This window comes from Streptosporangium sp. NPDC020072 (assembly GCF_040631445.1).
Classification (GTDB): domain Bacteria; phylum Actinomycetota; class Actinomycetes; order Streptosporangiales; family Streptosporangiaceae; genus Streptosporangium.
Window position 1 is genome coordinate 598,363 of sequence record NZ_JBEYAB010000002.1, and the last position, 15,535, is coordinate 613,897.

Consider the following 15,535-nt stretch of genomic DNA (forward strand, 5'->3'; position numbering starts at 1 on the left):
GACGATCCTGAGTAAGGTAAGCTACCTTACTAACATGGCTACAGCAACCGGCAATCCTCAGAGCCCGCCATGGAACACCTTCGACCAGGCCTTCGACAGCCAGCCCGAGGCGCTGACGCGGCTCGCCACGACGCTGCCGGACCTGCTCCGCCGCCACACCGCGCCACAGACGCGGCGCCTGGTCGTGTTCGGGATCGGGGCGAGCCGTGCCGCGGCCCACGTGCTGACGGCGGGGCTCACCGCGCGGGGGGTCTCGTGCGAGTTGCTGACCGGGGCCGACTTCACCGCCGAGCACGTGCGGCCGGGGACGACGTATCTGGGGATCTCCCAGTCGGGGCGCAGCGTCGAGATCGTGCGCGCGCTGTCGGCGGCTCCCGTCGAGTCGCGTATGAGCGTCGTCAACCGGGTGCCCTCGCCGGTGGCCGACCTGACGCCGCGGCACCTGTGGCTGGGCGACGTCGCGGACTCCCGGGTCTCGACCGTCGGCTACACCGCCACCGCCCTGGCCCTGGCCCTGCTGGCCGAGCACCTCACCGGCGGTGTCGACGAGGAGCGCTGGCGCTCCTTCGGCGGACGGCTGGCCACGGTGACGCGGTGGCGCGGGGCCGCGAGTCGTATGGCGGCCGACCTGCTGGCCGCGGGCCACGTCGACCTGGTCTCCTCAGGGGCGGGGCTGGCCGCGGCCGAGGGGGGTTCGCTGCTGTTCCGTGAGGGCCTCACGATCCCCGCCTCCGCCTTCGACACCCGGTCCTACCTGCACGGCTTCATGGACAGCGCCAAGCCGGGCACCGTCCACCTGATCGTGAACCGCGGGTCGGAGGCGCTGCTCGCCCGGCAGCTGGCCGACCACGGTTCCACCGTCCACCTCATCGGAGCCGACCCGATCGAGTACGGCGGAGGCGGCCCCCTGCACCAGATCCACCTGCCGGGGCTGTCCGACGCCGAGCTGTCCATCGCGGCGAGCGTGATCTTCCAGATGGTCGTCCAGGAGGCCTGCGCGACCACCGGCCGCCACCCCGAGGACCCGGTGTTCACCCGCCTCGACACGAAGGTCGTGACGGCCGCGTGAGCACGGTCGACCGGCCGCGTCGCGGCGTCGCGGGCCTCGACATCGGCGGCTCGTACCTGAGGGTCCGCGTCGAGGACGCGATCACCGGCGAACAGCTCGTCACGGAGACCAGGTCGAACACGGGCTGGAACGACCTGTCGCCCGTGGAGCGGGCCCGGCTGGTCCACGGCGCGCTGCGCCGGGTCACCCCCGGTGGTTACATCCTGGCCGCGGTCGGCGTCGGGGCGCGGGGATGTGACTCCGAGGCGCTGACCAGGGAGCTTGAGGCCGCGGTCGCCGCCGAGTTCGGTCCCGGCGTGGCCGTGCGGGTCTGCAACGACGCCCTGCTTGTCGGCCTGGCCGGGGGGTGGGAGCACGCGCTCTCGGTGATCGCCGGAACCGGCGCGGTGGTCGGCGGGCTGACCTCCGACGGGGTCACGGTGCTCACCGACGGCTGGGGCTGGCTGCTCGGCGACCACGGGAGCGCGCCGCGCATCGTGGTCGACGCGCTCCGGCTCTACACCGCGGGCCTGGACCGTGAGGAGAGCGACCCGGTGTTCGGCCGGTTCGTGGCCGGGGCGCTCGGCGTCACCGAGGACCGCAGGCTCCCCGGGGCCGTGCGACGCGCCCGGGAGACCCTCGGAGATCTCGCGCCGGGCGTCTTCGAGTGCGCCGAGGCCGGTTCGCCCTGCGCCCGGCAGGCCATAACCGACAACGCCTGGCGGCTCGCGGGCAACGTCGTGACGGCGCTGCGCCTCGGTGTCCGGGCCGACGCCGTCGTCGGCGCCGGTGCGATCATGGTCAAGCAGCCCTCCTTCCGGGCCGCGTTCGCCTCCGGGCTGGTCGCCCAGGAGGTGACGCTGCCGCTGTCGGTTCTCGACACGGAGCCGGTCCTCGGGGCCGTCCGGCTCGCCAAACTGGCCCTGCGCAACGCTGCTTCATGCAACGATGAGGAACAACTGACATGACATCCCATCTGCGTCATCTCGCCCTTGGCACCGTACTGCCCGCGTTCGAGGGGACCACGGCCCCGCAGTGGCTGCTCGACCTGCTGCGGGAGGGACTGGGCGGCGCCATCCTGTTCGGCCGCAACATCGTCTCCCCGCCCCAGGTCGCGGCGCTGGTGCGGCAGATCCTGGACGCGCGCCCCGACGCCGTCGTGGGGATCGACGAGGAGGGCGGCGACGTCACCCGGATCCACCACGACAGCGGCAGCCCCTACCCCGGCAACCGCGTGCTGAGCGAGAACGACGACCTCGACGCCACCAGGGCGGTCGGCAGGGGCATCGGCGCCGAGCTGCGCGACCTCGGCGTCAACTTCAACCTCGCGCCCATCGGCGACTACGTGACCAGCCCGACCAGCCCGATCACCACCCGCTCGTACGGCCGTACGCCGCAGGCCAACGCCGAACACGCCGCGGCCTGGATCGAGGGCCTGCAGAGCGCGGGCGTGGCGGCCTGCCTGAAGCACTATCCAGGGCTCGGCGGATCCCTGCTCGACTCGCACCTCTCGCTCGGCCGGGTCACCGCCGAACGCGCCGACTTCGAGTCGGAGCACCTGCGGACCTTCGTACGGGCCGCGGGCGCGAACGTGGCGAGCATGATGACCGCCCATGTCGTGATTGACTGTCTCGACCCCGGTGTCCCCACCACCCTGAGCGAGACTGTGATCGGCGACCTGCTCCGCGACGAGATCGGCTACGACGGCGTCGTCATCTCCGACGCGCTGGAGATGCGCGGCGTCCTCGACCACGCCTCGTCGCTGCCCGCCGCCGCGGTCGGCGCGCTGCGCGCCGGTGTCGACGCGCTGTGCCTGGGCGCCGAGCAGTACGAGGAGGCGACCCGGGCCGTCGTCGAGGCGATCGTCGCCGCGGCGGAGTCCGGCGCACTGCCCGTCGAGCGGCTGGAGGAGGCCAACCGGCGGATCCAGGCGATGGCCCGCGCCTACCCCGGCACGCCGGACGCGCCGGGCGCGACCGACACGACGGCCGAGCGTTCCATCGCCCTTGAGGCCGCGTGGGGGGCGACCGTCCGCGAGGGCGACGTCTCGATCGCCGGGGGCGCCGTGCACGTCCTGACCTTCGACGACCGGACCTCCATCGCGGCGGGACCCGTCCCGTGGGGCATCGGGCCTGAGCTGCGCGCGGCCGGCGTCCCGTTCCACGACCTGGTCCTGAGCCCGCCGATCCACGGCCTTCCCGACCTGTCCGGTGTCGCGCCGTCCGACGTGGTGGTCGCGGTGGTCCGGGACCTGCCGCTGCACCCCCGCAGCGCGGAGGTCTTCGAGAGGCTGCGGGCCCCGCGCCTGGTCGTCGTCGACATGGGATACCCGGGGACGGAGTACCCCCACGCCACCGGCGTGATTCGAACCTTCGGCGCGTCCAGGGCGAGCTCGGCCGCCGCCGTACGCGCCCTGACCGAGACGGTGTGACCTCGATTGCATGACGACGTCCGTCCCCTGGAACTGCCCCCCACCCAGCGGCACGTCCTGAGTCACACGCTGGGGCACGGGTCGACCACCCGGCCCCGGCTGCTCGCGGCGACGGGCCTGTCGAAGCCGAGCGTCAACGACGCCGTCAGCTCGCTCGAAGGCGCCGGATACGTGCGCCGCAACGGCAGGCACGTCCCGGCGACGGGCAAGCCCGCCGTGGTGTTCGAGGCGGCCGAGGAGGTCGGCTGGGCGCTCGGCGTCGACCTGGGCAGCTCCCACATCGAGCTGATGGCCGTCGACCTCGCCGGGACGGACCGCGCGCACGTCTCCGTCACCGAACCCGGCGGCCCCGGGACCGCGCGGCGGCGCGAGCCGTCCGCCTCGGTCGTGGAACGGGCGGTCGAGCAGCTCACCGAGTGGTGCGCCCGGCCCGACCGGCTGCGGCGGCTGCGCGCGGTGACGATCGCCGTCCCGCAGATCGTCGACGCGGGCCGCCGCCAGGTCTCGGCCGCCGACGCCGACCGGGAGCGGGGAGCCGTCGCGGCCCTGCTCCGCGCGCTCGCGGACCACTACGACGGCCCGGTCCGGCTGGAGAACAACGTCAACTGCTCGGCGGTGGCCGAGATGCGGCTCGGGGTCGGCGCCGAGGTGCCGAGCCTGGCCTACCTGCAGCTCGGCGTCGGCGTCGGCGCCGGGATCATCAACGAGGGCCACCTCGTCCGGGGCGCCCACGGCGCGGCGGGCGAACTCTCCCGGCTGCCGTTCCCCTGGGCCGACGGCGCCGAACAGGCCTCCCGGTACGCGATGGAGGACCGTCTCGCGGCCTCCCGCCTGGTCGACGCCTACCGGTCGAGCACCCCCGGCGCCCAGGACTCCTCCGTCGGCGACGTGGTGCGGGCGATCCTGGCCGACGTCGCGACCGGCCCCGCCGAGGTGCGGGCCGTCCTCGACGAGTACGTGCGGGACGTGGCCAGGGCGTGTGTCGCGCTGGCGGCCGTCGTCGATCCCGACATCGTGGTGATCGGCGGCGAGATCGGCGACGTCCCCGAGGTCGTCGAGGCGGTCCAGGCCGCTGCCCGGCCGCTGCACGAGTTCCTGGTGGTCTCCGGCAGCGTCATCGGAGAGCTGGCCACCGTCTTCGGCGCGGTCGTCCTCAGTCTTGAGGCGGCACACGCCCGGCTTCTCGGCGAGCACGCGGTGCACGCCGCGGCCGCCGTCGACCGCCTGGGCCCGCGCTCAGACGTCTGACCTGCGGCATCACCCGCCGGGGTGCCCACGACCCCGTGACCGTCGTCGCCGACCGTGTTCCCCCGCACCACCGACGGTTACCACCGTTGTCATGAAACGGTCAGGATTCCCCTGACCGCTGGTCGATGTGATTCGACCGCTCACCGACACGGCGGGACCGGTGAGCGCTCCGGGAACGCCGTTCGTCCACCCCGGCACAGCATGCCTGTTCCGTACCATCGGCCCGTCCTATGGTCAGGGTGCCCTCTCGTGTTCATTTGCCCGGCAGATCGAAGTCGGCCCCACCGGCCGATCCCCCCAGCTCTGTTGTCGGTCCCAAAAGGAAACCCAACATGAAGACGAAGAAACGGCACTTCACGTTCACCGTGGGCGTGTCACTCGTCGCGGCTGCCCTGACCCTCACCTCCTCGGTCCCCACCGCTCTGGCCTCCGCCGCGCCGAGCGCTCCGGCGGGCGCGCCGACCGCCGCGGCCCCGCAGACGGCGGCCCCCGACTGTGCCCCCGACACCACCGTGCAGACCGACCAGGGTCCGGTGTGCGGCCTGGTCACCAACGGCGTCAAGTCCTGGCTCAGCGTCCCCTACGCCGCGCCGCCCGTGGGCGAACTGCGCTGGGCGCCGCCCGAGCGGCACGCCCCGTGGACGGAGACCCTGCAGGCCACCCAGCGTTCCACGCCCTGCCCGCAGCCCGCGTTCCTCACCCCCGAGACCTTCAACGAGGACTGCCTGAAGCTGAACGTCGCCGCTCCCGCCGACGCGGGCGGCACGCCGCTGGCCGTGATGGTCGAGTTCCACGGCGGCGGGTTCCGGCTCGGCTCCTCCTCCGACGGGACCTACCTGGCCGGCGCGGGCCGTGTCGTCCACGTCAGCGTGGACTACCGGCTCGGCATCCTCGGCTTCCTGGCGCACAAGGCGCTGGGCGCCCGCTCGGGCAACTGGGCGCTGCGCGACCAGCAGGAGGCGCTGCGCTGGGTCCAGCGCAACATCTCCCGGTTCGGCGGCGACCCGCGCAACGTGACCATCTACGGCGCCTCCGCCGGAGGGTCCAGCGTGTGCGCCCACACCACCTCGCCGCTGTCGCGGGGGCTGTTCCAGAAGGGCATCTCGCAGAGCGGCGAGTACAACTCGCTGCGCGGCCACGAGGCCATGTGGCAGACCCAGGACTGCAAGGCCGACCTGCCGACCGAGGCGGAGGCGCAGCAGACGGGCGACCGGTTCGCCGCCGCCGTCGGCTGCGGGGACGCCGCGGACGTGGCCGCCTGCCTGCGCGCGGTGCCCGCCAAGACCCTGCTGGAGAAGGCCGGCGACGGCCTCGGCCCCGACAAGGGCACGCTGGCCCCGATCGTGGACGGCACGGTGCTGCCCCTGTCACCCGCCGAGGCGTTCGCCACCGGCCGGATAAACCGGGTCTCCCTCATGCACGGCGTCGACCGCGACGAGACCCAGCTCCCCGGGGCCAACACCCCTGCGGACTACGAGAGGCTGGTCAAGGAGCAGTACGACACCCTCGCCCCCGAGGTGTTCAAGCGCTACCCGCTGAAGCGCTTCCCCGAGCCCGCGGCGTTCATCGCCTACCGCACCATCGTGGCCGACTCCAACTCCGTCTGCCCCGCCCTGCTGAACGACGAGCGGCTGTCCCGGCACATCCCGGTCTTCGGCTTCCAGGTGGACAACGCCGACGCCCCGCCGCTGTTCTTCCTCGACACGACCAAGCCGAACGGGTCGTACCACATCAACGAGGTGCCGTTCCTGATCTTCCCCAGGACCGACCTGAGCGGCAACCAGCAGACCTTCGGCAGGCAGCTGGTCTCCCAGTGGACCGGGTTCGCCAAGACCGGCAACCCGACGGTGGACGGCACGCCGTACTGGTCCAGGTACACCCGCTCGCACCCGACGGTCATGTCGCTCGTGCCGGCCGGTGACAGCCAGCTGACCGAGGAGATCGCCAAGCAGCACCACTGCGGCTTCTGGCAGAAGTACGCGGCCTTCACGCACTGAGCGGCACGCCACAGCCGGTGACCGGACGATCCGACGCACACCTTCCCGTGTACGGCCCGGCTCACCGGCTGTTCGCCCTGCCCCCGCGTGCCGGTTGACCGTCCTCCACCATCGTGCCCGCCCGTCGTAACCGGCCCAAAGGACCGCCCCGGGTCCCGTGGGCCGCACCGAAAGAGGCCGGCCCACGCGACAACCGGCCTCCCCGTTCCCGGTACGGCGCGCCCCGCCGCCGGGACCACACATGGAGAGAAGATCATGGGAACACGTTCCATCCGCAGTGGAAGAGTGCTCAGATCGACCGCGGTCGTCGCCGCGTCGTGCCTGACCCTGCTGCTGAACACGCCTCTCACGGCGAACGCCGCACCCCCCGACGACACCGCGCAGACCACCGAGGCGACCACTGAGGCACTCGGCGGGGGCGGGCACTCCCTCCCCGGCGACTGGGCGTCCTGGCAGAAGGACCTGAGCGGTTCGCGCTCCAACCCCTTCGAACGCAGGCTCACCCCGGCCAACGTGGGGCAGCTCAAGCTGAAGTGGGCCTTCGCCTTCCCCAAGAACGCGGGCACACCGCACAGTCAGCCCGCCGTCGTCGGCGACACGATCTACTTCGGCGCTCCGGACGGCCACTTCTACGCCCGGGACGCGCGCACCGGCGCCGCGAAGTGGGACTTCGACCTGAGCACCGTCGGTCCCGCGAGCTTCCGCGCCGTGGTGCAGGACGGGGCCGCCGTCTCCGGGGGCAAGGTCTACTTCGGTGACGGCCGGGGCTACTTCTACGCCCTTGAGCAGCGCACCGGCAAACTGGCCTGGGCCCGGCAGATCGACACCGAGGTCTCCTCCGGCGTGACCAGCTCGCCGATCGTCTTCGGCGGACGCGTCTACGTCGGTGTCTCCAGCGGCCAGAACATCATGGGCAAGACCTTCCCCTGCTGCACCTTCCGCGGCCACATCGACGCGCTGAACGCCGAGACCGGCGAGCAGGTCTGGCGCTACTACACGGTGCCCGAGCCCAAGCAGAACGGCACCTGGCCCAACGGCGTGCCGAGGTACGAGCCGTCCGGGGCGGGTGTGTGGAGCACCCCGGCCATCGACCCGGTCACCCGCACCCTGTACGTCGGGACCGGGCAGAACTACACCGGAAGCGCCGGAAACTACGACTCGGTCCTGGCGCTGGACCTCACGACCGGCAAGGCCCGCTGGACCAGGAAGATGACCGACGTCGACACCTGGCGGATCGAGTGCTCGGCCCGTACCCCCGAGGACAAGCAGTACTGCCCGAACCTCGACCAGGGAACCGCGCTCGACTTCGACCTGGGCGCCGCGCCCAACCTGTTCACGGCCGGTGGCAGGCACCTGGTCGGCATCGGGCAGAAGGCCGGGGTCTACCACGTGCTCGACGCCAGGACCGGAAAGATCGTCTGGCAGCGTCAGCTCTCCGAGCCGATGCCCAGCGGCGGCCTGTCCGGCATCCAGTGGGGCACCAGCTTCGACGGCCGGCGCCTGTACGTCTCGACCTACATGGGCAGGCCGGGCACCCTGTTCGCGATCAACCCGGCCGACGGCCACATCATCTGGAAGACCCCCAACCCGGCGGACGGCTGCACCACCGGTGGTGCCGCGCAGTACCCGAACGTCTGCCAGCTCGGCCACGGCCCCGCGGTGACCACCACCCCGGGTCTGGTGTGGCTGGGCAGCATGGACGGCAAGATGCGGGCCTACTCCTCGCGCACCGGTGAGGTGCTGTGGACCCACGACACGATCACCGAGGTCCAGGGCGTCAACGGCCTGCCCGGACGCGGTGGCGCCGTCTCCGGAGCGGGCGGCGCGGTCGTCTCGCACGGGATGGTCTACGTCAACTCCGGTTACATGTTCACCCCGTACCCCAACCCCGACCACGGTTCGGTCCTGCTGGCCTTCGGCCTGTGACCCCGATCTCCCTCAAGGGAGTGGGCTCTCCCTGAGGGAAGGGCCGGGGGCCGCACCTCCCCCGGCCCGCCTTTCCCCAGCTCATCCTGGATGGACGGCGCACCGATCCATCCTGAAGGGCCTGTCCTTCGTCTCGCGGAGGATGGGCCTCCAGCCGTCCCAGCCGGGGTTCACATGACGGCCGAGAACCACGGCGGCCACCCTTTCCGCGCCCGCCCGTTTGAGCGCGGACGCCACAGACTGAACACGTGCCCCTGTGGTCCAGGTGTCATCGAGCAGGAGGACACGGGCACCCCCGACGTCTCCGCCGGAAACCCGGAACCAGTCGGCGCGGAACTCCCGCACCTCCGAGGGGATGTCCGGATTCACCGACAACTCGACCCACGGCAGTCCAAGCCGGTTTCCGACAAGTGACCGCAGCGGATGATCACCCGGCCGGTTCCTGGTGCTGGGAACGACCGCCGCATGACTCCAGGTGGAGACGCGGGCGGCCTGGGCCACACAGCCGAGGTGGTCCCTGACGAAGAGCAGGAACAGACTGAGCAGGTCGGTCTGGATCTCTCCCGAGGGAAACCTCGCCTTGTAGACGGCGAGGTTGTGGGCGTGCTGGGTCCGTTTCTCCGCGTAGGAGATGGGGACCACGACATCGGCGACCCCCGCCCCCGCCGATCTCAGGTGCCGTTCACAGGGGCGGCAGCGGGACCAGCCTGGATTCACCGGTCCTCGGCACACGTAACAGACGGAGGGTGAGGGATCGAGGGGATTGCGGAGGTAGAAGGCCTGTTGGGCGACTCGGGCGCGAACGAACTGCCATGGATCAGTTGGTTGCGACAAGGTGGGCGGTCTCCGGAAGCGCTTCGGGGCCGGTGTGCAGGTCCGAGATCACTTGCTCCACCACCGAGAGTAGCTCGCCGAGGCCGGAAACCACATGCACTCCGGGCCTCTGGGAGTATTCCCGCGCCCAGTCGTGCTCCAGAAGCCGGTCGGGCATCACGACGGGGCGGCCGTGTTCAAGGGCCAGCCGCGCCTGGATACGGGCGCCGCTCTTCCAGGGAGCCTCCACCACGACCGTGGCGGCCGCGTAACCGCTCATCACCGCGTTACGCATGGGGAAGCTCTGCTTGCTGGGCGGGGCGTCGGGCCAGAACTGGCTGAGCACCGCCCCTTCGACGGCGATCCGCCGCTGAAGCGCCTGGTTCTCACTCGGGTAGAAACGGTTGACGCCCGTTCCGATGACGGCCACGGTCCGGCCGCCCGCTTCGAGCGCCGCCGTGTGCGCGGCCGTGTCGATGCCTCTGGCGAGGCCGCTGACCACGGTCACCTTGTTCAGAGCCAGCTCCCTGGCCACCACCGACGCGATCCGAAGGCCCTGTTCGCTCGCCTGCCGGGTGCCCACCACGGCGATCGCGCGCCGGTCCTCGGCGGGAACGCCCCGGGAGAACAGCAGCGGAGGCATCTGGTGAATCCCGCGGAGCTGGCTCGGATAGTCATGGTCGAAGCAGGCGTGGACTCCGATGCCCGCGGACTCCCACCCGGCCAGCGAGGTCGCGGCCTGTGCGAGGGCGGACGTCACGGGGTCGGCCTCGGGAAACAACGTTTCCTGAAGGCGGAGCCCCCGCTCCAGCACGGTCACCGCGCTGCCGACCTCAAGCACATCCAGCGCGATGTCCTGCCATTTGGCGCCAGGGCGCTGCAACAGCGCCACAAGCGCGGCGCGTTCACGCAGTTCCTGGAGCATGCTCCCGATGCTACCGAGCGACAAGGGCCCGCCCCAAGAACTTGCCTCACCGGAACCGTTCTGTCCCGCCCGTCCCTGCGACTCAGACAGGGCGGGGTTCGCGGGGTTCCTCGTCGTCGGCTTCGTCCACGGCTCGGAACAGGTCGGCGCGTACGTCCTGGATGTTCGGGATGTCGCGCAGCGTGACGTGTCCCTGCTCCCCCGCCGACTCGACGTTGAGCGTGCCGCAGCCGAACAGCCGTTCAAGCAGGGTCTGGTCGGCGCTGACCGTGTTGACCTTGGTCATCGGGATGTCCTCGGTCGACTTGTTCAGCACCCCTCTGCTGATGGCCAGCCGGTGCGAGGTCAGCACGTAGGTGGTGTTCTTCCACTGCAGGTACGGCACGAACGACCACACCGTCAGCAGCCCCACCGCGATCACCGCGACGGCGATGCGCGCGTAGCCGTCGTAGGCGAAGACCGGCATGAAGAAGATCCCGGCGCCGGACCCCAGAACGATGAGGACCAGCGCGAGGAACGGCGTGACGAGGCGCTTCCAATGGGGGTGGAACGTGCGGATGCGCAGTTCCCCCTCCGCCAGGTGGTGATCAGCGAGACCCATGGGGCAAATCGTGGCACGTCCCGACCCCGTTAGTCACGGGAGGTGCGGACGCACGTGCACGACGTCTCCCGCGCTCAGCGTGTGCGTGCTCCCCTGCGACTCGACGAGCAGATGTCCCGCCCCGTCGACGCCGACGGCCCGCCCGGTGAGCACCCGCTCGCCCGGCAGCTCGACCCGGACATCGCGGCCGACCGTCGCGCTGAGCCCCAGATAGGCCGCCCGCAGCCCGCACGCGTCGGCGTCGCCGTCCGCCCGCGACCACTCGTGGTAGTGGGTCTCGATCTCCCGCAGCACCGCCCTGATCAGCGGGTCGCGGTCGACGCAGGCGGCCTCCTCGATCGCCAGCGAGGTCGCGGTCTCGACGGGCAGTTCCTCCGCGCGGATGCTCACGTTGAGCCCGACGCCCACGACCACCGCGCCGTCCACCCGCTCGGCGAGCACCCCGGCGAGCTTGCGCTCCCCGACCAGCAGGTCGTTCGGCCACTTCAGGCGGGCCTCGACCTCGGCGATCCTGCGGACGGCCGAGGCCGCGGCCAGGCCGACGAGCAGCGGCAGCCAGCCCTGCCGCGACGGCGACGGCTCGGGGCGCAGGAGCACCGAGAAGGCCAGCCCGGACCGGGGCGGCGCGCTCCAGACGCGGCCGAGCCTGCCGCGGCCCGCGGACTGCGCCTCCGCGACGACGACGGTTCCCTGTGGGGCGCCGTCGCGCGCGGCCTGGGCGAGGTCGGCGTTCGTCGAGCCGGTCCTGCCGACGACGGTGATGTCCGACCACAGACCGCCGGGACGGACCAGGGCGCGGGTGAGCGCCGTCTGGGACAGCGGCGGGCGGTCGAGATCGGAGAAGGGCGAGTCGAGCACCCGTCCATCTTCCCTCCCCAGGCGACCATCCGTTACCGAAGCAGGGCAATGAGCAGGCAACACCGGGGCGGTGACGACGACGCACGCCTGGAGCGCCAGGATGGGAACCATGAACGAAGACTCACGTCATCCGGTGCCCGGAGGGGTCGTCCGGCGCCCCGGCCCCAGCACCAGGACCCGGGTCAGGGAGGTGGCCGGCGGGGTCGTGCGGGACAGGCGTGACGACCTGGCGACCGAGGAGCCGCTGGAGATCAGGGTCCAGTCGGACGGCGCGCGCCGTACGGTGGCGATCACCATGCGGACGCCGGGGGCCGACTTCGAGCTGGCGGCCGGGTTCCTGCACGGCGAGGGCCTGGCCTCGGCGGCGGAGATCGCCTCCATCGCCTACTGCACGGACGAGGACGTGGCGCCCGAGGCCCGCTACAACACCGTCACGGTACGGCTGCGCGGCCCGCTGCCCGACCTGCCCTCCCTCGACCGGCACTTCGTGACGTCGAGCGCCTGCGGCGTCTGCGGCAGCGCCAGCCTGGACGCGCTGCGCGACCGGTGCGCCCCGCTGCCCGCCGGTGACGTGCGGGTCTCCCCCGAGACCCTGTACGGCCTGCCGGAGAGCCTCAGACGGGCACAGGGCGTGTTCGGCAAGACCGGGGGGCTGCACGCCGCCGGGCTGTTCACCCCGGAGGGCGACCTGGTGGCGCTGCGCGAGGACGTGGGACGGCACAACGCGCTGGACAAGCTGGTCGGCTGGGCCCTGATGAAGGGCATGACGCCGCTGACCGGGCACGTCCTGATGGTGAGCGGGCGCACCAGCTACGAGATCACGCAGAAGGCGCTGAGCGCGGGCGTGCCGGTCGTCTGCGCCGTCTCCGCCCCCTCCTCCCTGGCCGTCGACCTGGCCAGGGAGTTCGGGATGACACTGGTCGGCTTCCTGCGTGAGGAGCGTTTCAACCTCTACGCGGGTGCCGAGCGGGTGACCGGGTGAGGACCCGGTCACCCGCTCGAACGGTCAGCCGGTGTTCTGCAGGCCCGCGGCCACGCCGTTGACCGACAGCAGCAGGAGCGTGGACAGCCGCTCGCGCTCCTCCTCGGTCAGGGTGTCGCCGGAGCGCAGGGCGGACAGGGCGCGCAGCTGCAGGTGCGAGAGCGCGTCCACGTACGGGTCGCGGAGCTGGACCGCGCGGGAGAGCACCCTGCGGTTCTCCAGCAGGCGGCTGTGGCCGGTCACCTCAAGGGCCAGACGGCGGGTGCGGTCGTACTCGGTGAGCACCTGCTCGACGAAGTCGTCCCGTCCGCCGAGGGCGAGGTAGCGGGCCGCGATGTCCCGGTCGGTCTTGGCCAGAGACATCTCCACGTTGTCCAGCAGCGAGGCGAACAGCGGCCACTCGCGGTAGGCGGCGCGCAGCTCGTCGATGCCCGACTTGGCGACGGCCGCCTCAAGGCCGCTGCCCAGGCCGTACCAGCCGGGCAGGTTGACCCGGGTCTGCGCCCAGGAGAACACCCACGGGATGGCCCGCAGGTCGTCCAGGGACCTGGGCGCGCCGAGGCCGCGCCTGGCGGGGCGGGAGCCAAGGCGCAGCAGGCCGAGCTCCTCAAGCGGGCTGACCAGGGAGAACCACTCGGGGAAGCCGGAGGCCTCGGTCAGCGACCGGTAGGCCCGCTCCGAGGCGGAGGCGACCTGCTCGGCGAGGCCGCGGAAGCGTCCCGCCGCCCTGGCCGTACGGTCCTCGATGGTCGGGGTCGAGGCGAGCAGCACCGCCGAGGTGACCTGTTCCATGTGGCGGCGGGCGATGGCGGCGTGGCCGTAGCGGGCGAAGATGACCTCACCCTGCTCGGTGACCTTGAACCTGCCTCCGACGGAACCGGGCGCCTGGGCGAGCACGGCGCGGTTGGCGGGACCGCCGCCCCGGCCCAGGGCGCCGCCCCGGCCGTGGAAGAGCGTCAGCCGTACGTCGTGTTCCGCGGCCCAGGCGGTCAGCGCCTCCTGCGCCTCGTACAGCTTCAGCGTCGCGGCGGCCGGGCCGAGTTCCTTGGCGGAGTCGGAGTAGCCGAGCATGACCTCAAGCCGGCGGCCGTTGACCGCGAGCCTGTCCTGGATGCCGGGGATGTCCAGCATGCCGGACAGTACGGCGGGCGCGTTGGCCAGGTCGGCGCCCGACTCGAACAGCGGGACCACGTCGAGGCTGGGCGCCCGATCTCCCAGGGCGTGCCCGGCCAGCGTGTAGACGGCGGCGACGTCGTCCGCGGAACGGGTGAAGGAGACCACGTAGCGGGAGCAGGCGGTCGTGCCGAACCGCTCCTGGATCCAGCCGATCGTCCTGATGGTGGCCAGAACCTCGTCGGTGCGCTCCGAGGTACGGCCCTCGGCCAGCTCGGCCAGCGCCTGGGCGTGGACCTGCGAGTGCTGGCGCACCTCAAGCTCGGCCAGGTGGAAGCCGAACGTCTCCACCTGCCAGACGAGGTGCTGCAGCTCGCCGTAGGCCTGCCGGGACGCCTTGGCGGCGACCAGCGACTCCTGGGCCAGGCGCAGGTCGGCCAGCAGCTCCTCCGGAGAACGGTAGGCCAGGTCGAGGCCGCGCTTCCTGGTCGCCGCGATCCTGGCGGCGACGAACAGCAGCCACTGCCGGTGCGGTTCCTGCGGCGAACGGGTGGCCATCTCCGAGACCAGCTCGGGGTGGTCGTTCTCCGCCGCGTACAGCGCGGCCCGCAGCTCCGCGGAGGCGGGCGCGTAGGAGGAGGTCAGGGTGAGCGACCTGCCGATCCTGAGCGCGGCGTTCTCCAGCGCGATCAGCACGTGCTCCGACTGGATGAGCACGGCGTCCCTGGTCACCTTGGCGGTGACGTTGGGGTTGCCGTCGCGGTCGCCGCCGATCCAGCTCCCGTAGCGGATGAAAGCCCTGGCCAGCGGCTCACGGGTGCCGGTGCCCTCGCCGAGCGCGGCGTCCAGCGAGCGGTAGACCAGCGGCACGACCCGGAACAGCGTCTCGTCGAAGGCGGCCATGGCGGTGCGCACCTCGTCGAGCGGGTCGAGCTTGGTCGACCTGAGCTGCGCGGTCCGCCACAGCAGGTCGATCTCCTCAAGGAGCCGCCGCCGGGTCTCGGCCCGTTCGGCCGCGCCCCGGTCGGGACTGTTGTAGGCGGCGAGCCTGCCGCTGATCCGCTGGATCGCGGTGACGACCGCGCGCCTGCGGGCCTCGGTCGGGTGCGCGGTCAGCACCGGGTGCAGCCGCAGCCCCTCGACCAGCTCGGCGACGCGCTCACCGCCCAGTTCCTGTACGGCCTGCGCGATGGACTCCGGCAGCGGTTCCTCCCCCGTGTCACGGACACGGAGGGTGCGGATCCTGAAATGCTCCTCGGCGAGGTTCGCCAGGTGGAAGTAGCAGGTGAAGGCGCGGGCGATCAGCACCGCCCTGTCGACCGGCCACTGCGCGACCATCTCGGTGATCTCGTCGCCGGAGACCTTCCCGCGACGGGCGTCGATGACGGCCTTGCGAAGGCGTTCGACGTCGGCGAGCAGGTCGTCGCCTCCGTGCTCGGCGATCACCTGCCCCAGGAGCCCACCGAGCAGCCGCACATCCGCGCGGAGCTCGTCGGGCATCTCGGTGACAGCGGATGAACGTTCTGCGGTGTTCGCGATAGCGGACATAATCGTCAGCGTAGTCAGTCCGAATTCTTCACCGCAGACCGGTCC

The 15,535-nt window shown here is 71.8% G+C and carries 12 protein-coding genes; 7 read left to right on the forward strand and 5 right to left on the reverse strand.

All coding sequences use genetic code 11. The features are described from left to right. Positions 1-34 precede the first annotated feature (34 nt). The 6 genes from ABZ470_RS05995 to ABZ470_RS06020 all read left to right on the forward strand — a co-directional run bounded on the left by ABZ470_RS05995 (position 35) and on the right by ABZ470_RS06020 (position 8,650). A complete protein-coding gene (locus tag ABZ470_RS05995) occupies positions 35-1,069 on the forward strand; it encodes a hypothetical protein (protein ID WP_362910271.1) in 1,035 nt (344 codons plus the stop codon). Next, on the forward strand, positions 1,066-2,016 hold the full coding sequence (locus tag ABZ470_RS06000) for a BadF/BadG/BcrA/BcrD ATPase family protein (protein WP_362910273.1): 951 nt from the start codon (positions 1,066-1,068) through the stop codon (positions 2,014-2,016). The genes ABZ470_RS05995 and ABZ470_RS06000 overlap by 4 nt, the downstream gene beginning before the upstream one ends. Further along, entirely contained in the window at positions 2,013-3,479 is a 1,467-nt protein-coding gene (locus ABZ470_RS06005; RefSeq protein WP_362910275.1) for a glycoside hydrolase family 3 N-terminal domain-containing protein, read from the forward strand. The genes ABZ470_RS06000 and ABZ470_RS06005 overlap by 4 nt, the downstream gene beginning before the upstream one ends. 6 nt (positions 3,480-3,485) lie before the next feature. Further along, positions 3,486-4,727 carry an ROK family transcriptional regulator gene (locus ABZ470_RS06010; RefSeq protein ID WP_352009988.1) on the forward strand — a complete coding sequence of 414 codons (1,242 nt, stop codon included), beginning with the start codon at positions 3,486-3,488 and terminating at the stop codon, positions 4,725-4,727. Between the two features lie 332 nt (positions 4,728-5,059). After that, positions 5,060-6,724: a carboxylesterase family protein gene (locus ABZ470_RS06015; RefSeq protein ID WP_362910277.1), complete on the forward strand. Its 1,665-nt coding sequence runs from the start codon at positions 5,060-5,062 to the stop codon at positions 6,722-6,724. A gap of 255 nt (positions 6,725-6,979) precedes the next feature. After that, positions 6,980-8,650, forward strand: coding sequence for a PQQ-binding-like beta-propeller repeat protein (locus ABZ470_RS06020; RefSeq protein ID WP_362910279.1), 1,671 nt, complete (start codon positions 6,980-6,982; stop codon positions 8,648-8,650). An 81-nt stretch (positions 8,651-8,731) separates the two neighbouring features. Here the strand turns inward: ABZ470_RS06020 and ABZ470_RS06025 are convergent, their stop codons facing one another. The 4 genes from ABZ470_RS06025 to ABZ470_RS06040 all read right to left on the reverse strand — a co-directional run bounded on the left by ABZ470_RS06025 (position 8,732) and on the right by ABZ470_RS06040 (position 11,847). Further along, positions 8,732-9,367: a phosphoribosyltransferase gene (locus tag ABZ470_RS06025; protein ID WP_362910281.1), complete on the reverse strand. Its 636-nt coding sequence runs from the start codon at positions 9,365-9,367 to the stop codon at positions 8,732-8,734. Positions 9,368-9,467: 100 nt separating this feature from the next. Continuing rightward, complete coding sequence (locus ABZ470_RS06030; protein ID WP_362910283.1) at positions 9,468-10,388, reverse strand: DNA-processing protein DprA; 921 nt, start codon at positions 10,386-10,388, stop codon at positions 9,468-9,470. Positions 10,389-10,470: 82 nt separating this feature from the next. Then, a complete protein-coding gene (locus ABZ470_RS06035) occupies positions 10,471-10,989 on the reverse strand; it encodes a PH domain-containing protein (protein WP_352009993.1) in 519 nt (172 codons plus the stop codon). A 33-nt stretch (positions 10,990-11,022) separates the two neighbouring features. Then, positions 11,023-11,847, reverse strand: a complete 825-nt coding sequence (locus ABZ470_RS06040; RefSeq protein WP_352009994.1) for a biotin--[acetyl-CoA-carboxylase] ligase — start codon at positions 11,845-11,847, stop codon at positions 11,023-11,025. Positions 11,848-11,956: 109 nt separating this feature from the next. On the opposite strand from ABZ470_RS06040, the gene fdhD reads away from it, so the two are divergent. Beyond that, entirely contained in the window at positions 11,957-12,829 is an 873-nt protein-coding gene (gene fdhD / locus ABZ470_RS06045; protein WP_352009995.1) for a formate dehydrogenase accessory sulfurtransferase FdhD, read from the forward strand. Between the two features lie 24 nt (positions 12,830-12,853). Here the strand turns inward: fdhD and ABZ470_RS06050 are convergent, their stop codons facing one another. Next, positions 12,854-15,490 (reverse strand): phosphoenolpyruvate carboxylase, encoded by a 2,637-nt coding sequence (locus ABZ470_RS06050; RefSeq protein WP_362910286.1) that lies wholly within the window; start codon positions 15,488-15,490, stop codon positions 12,854-12,856. Positions 15,491-15,535 lie beyond the last annotated feature (45 nt).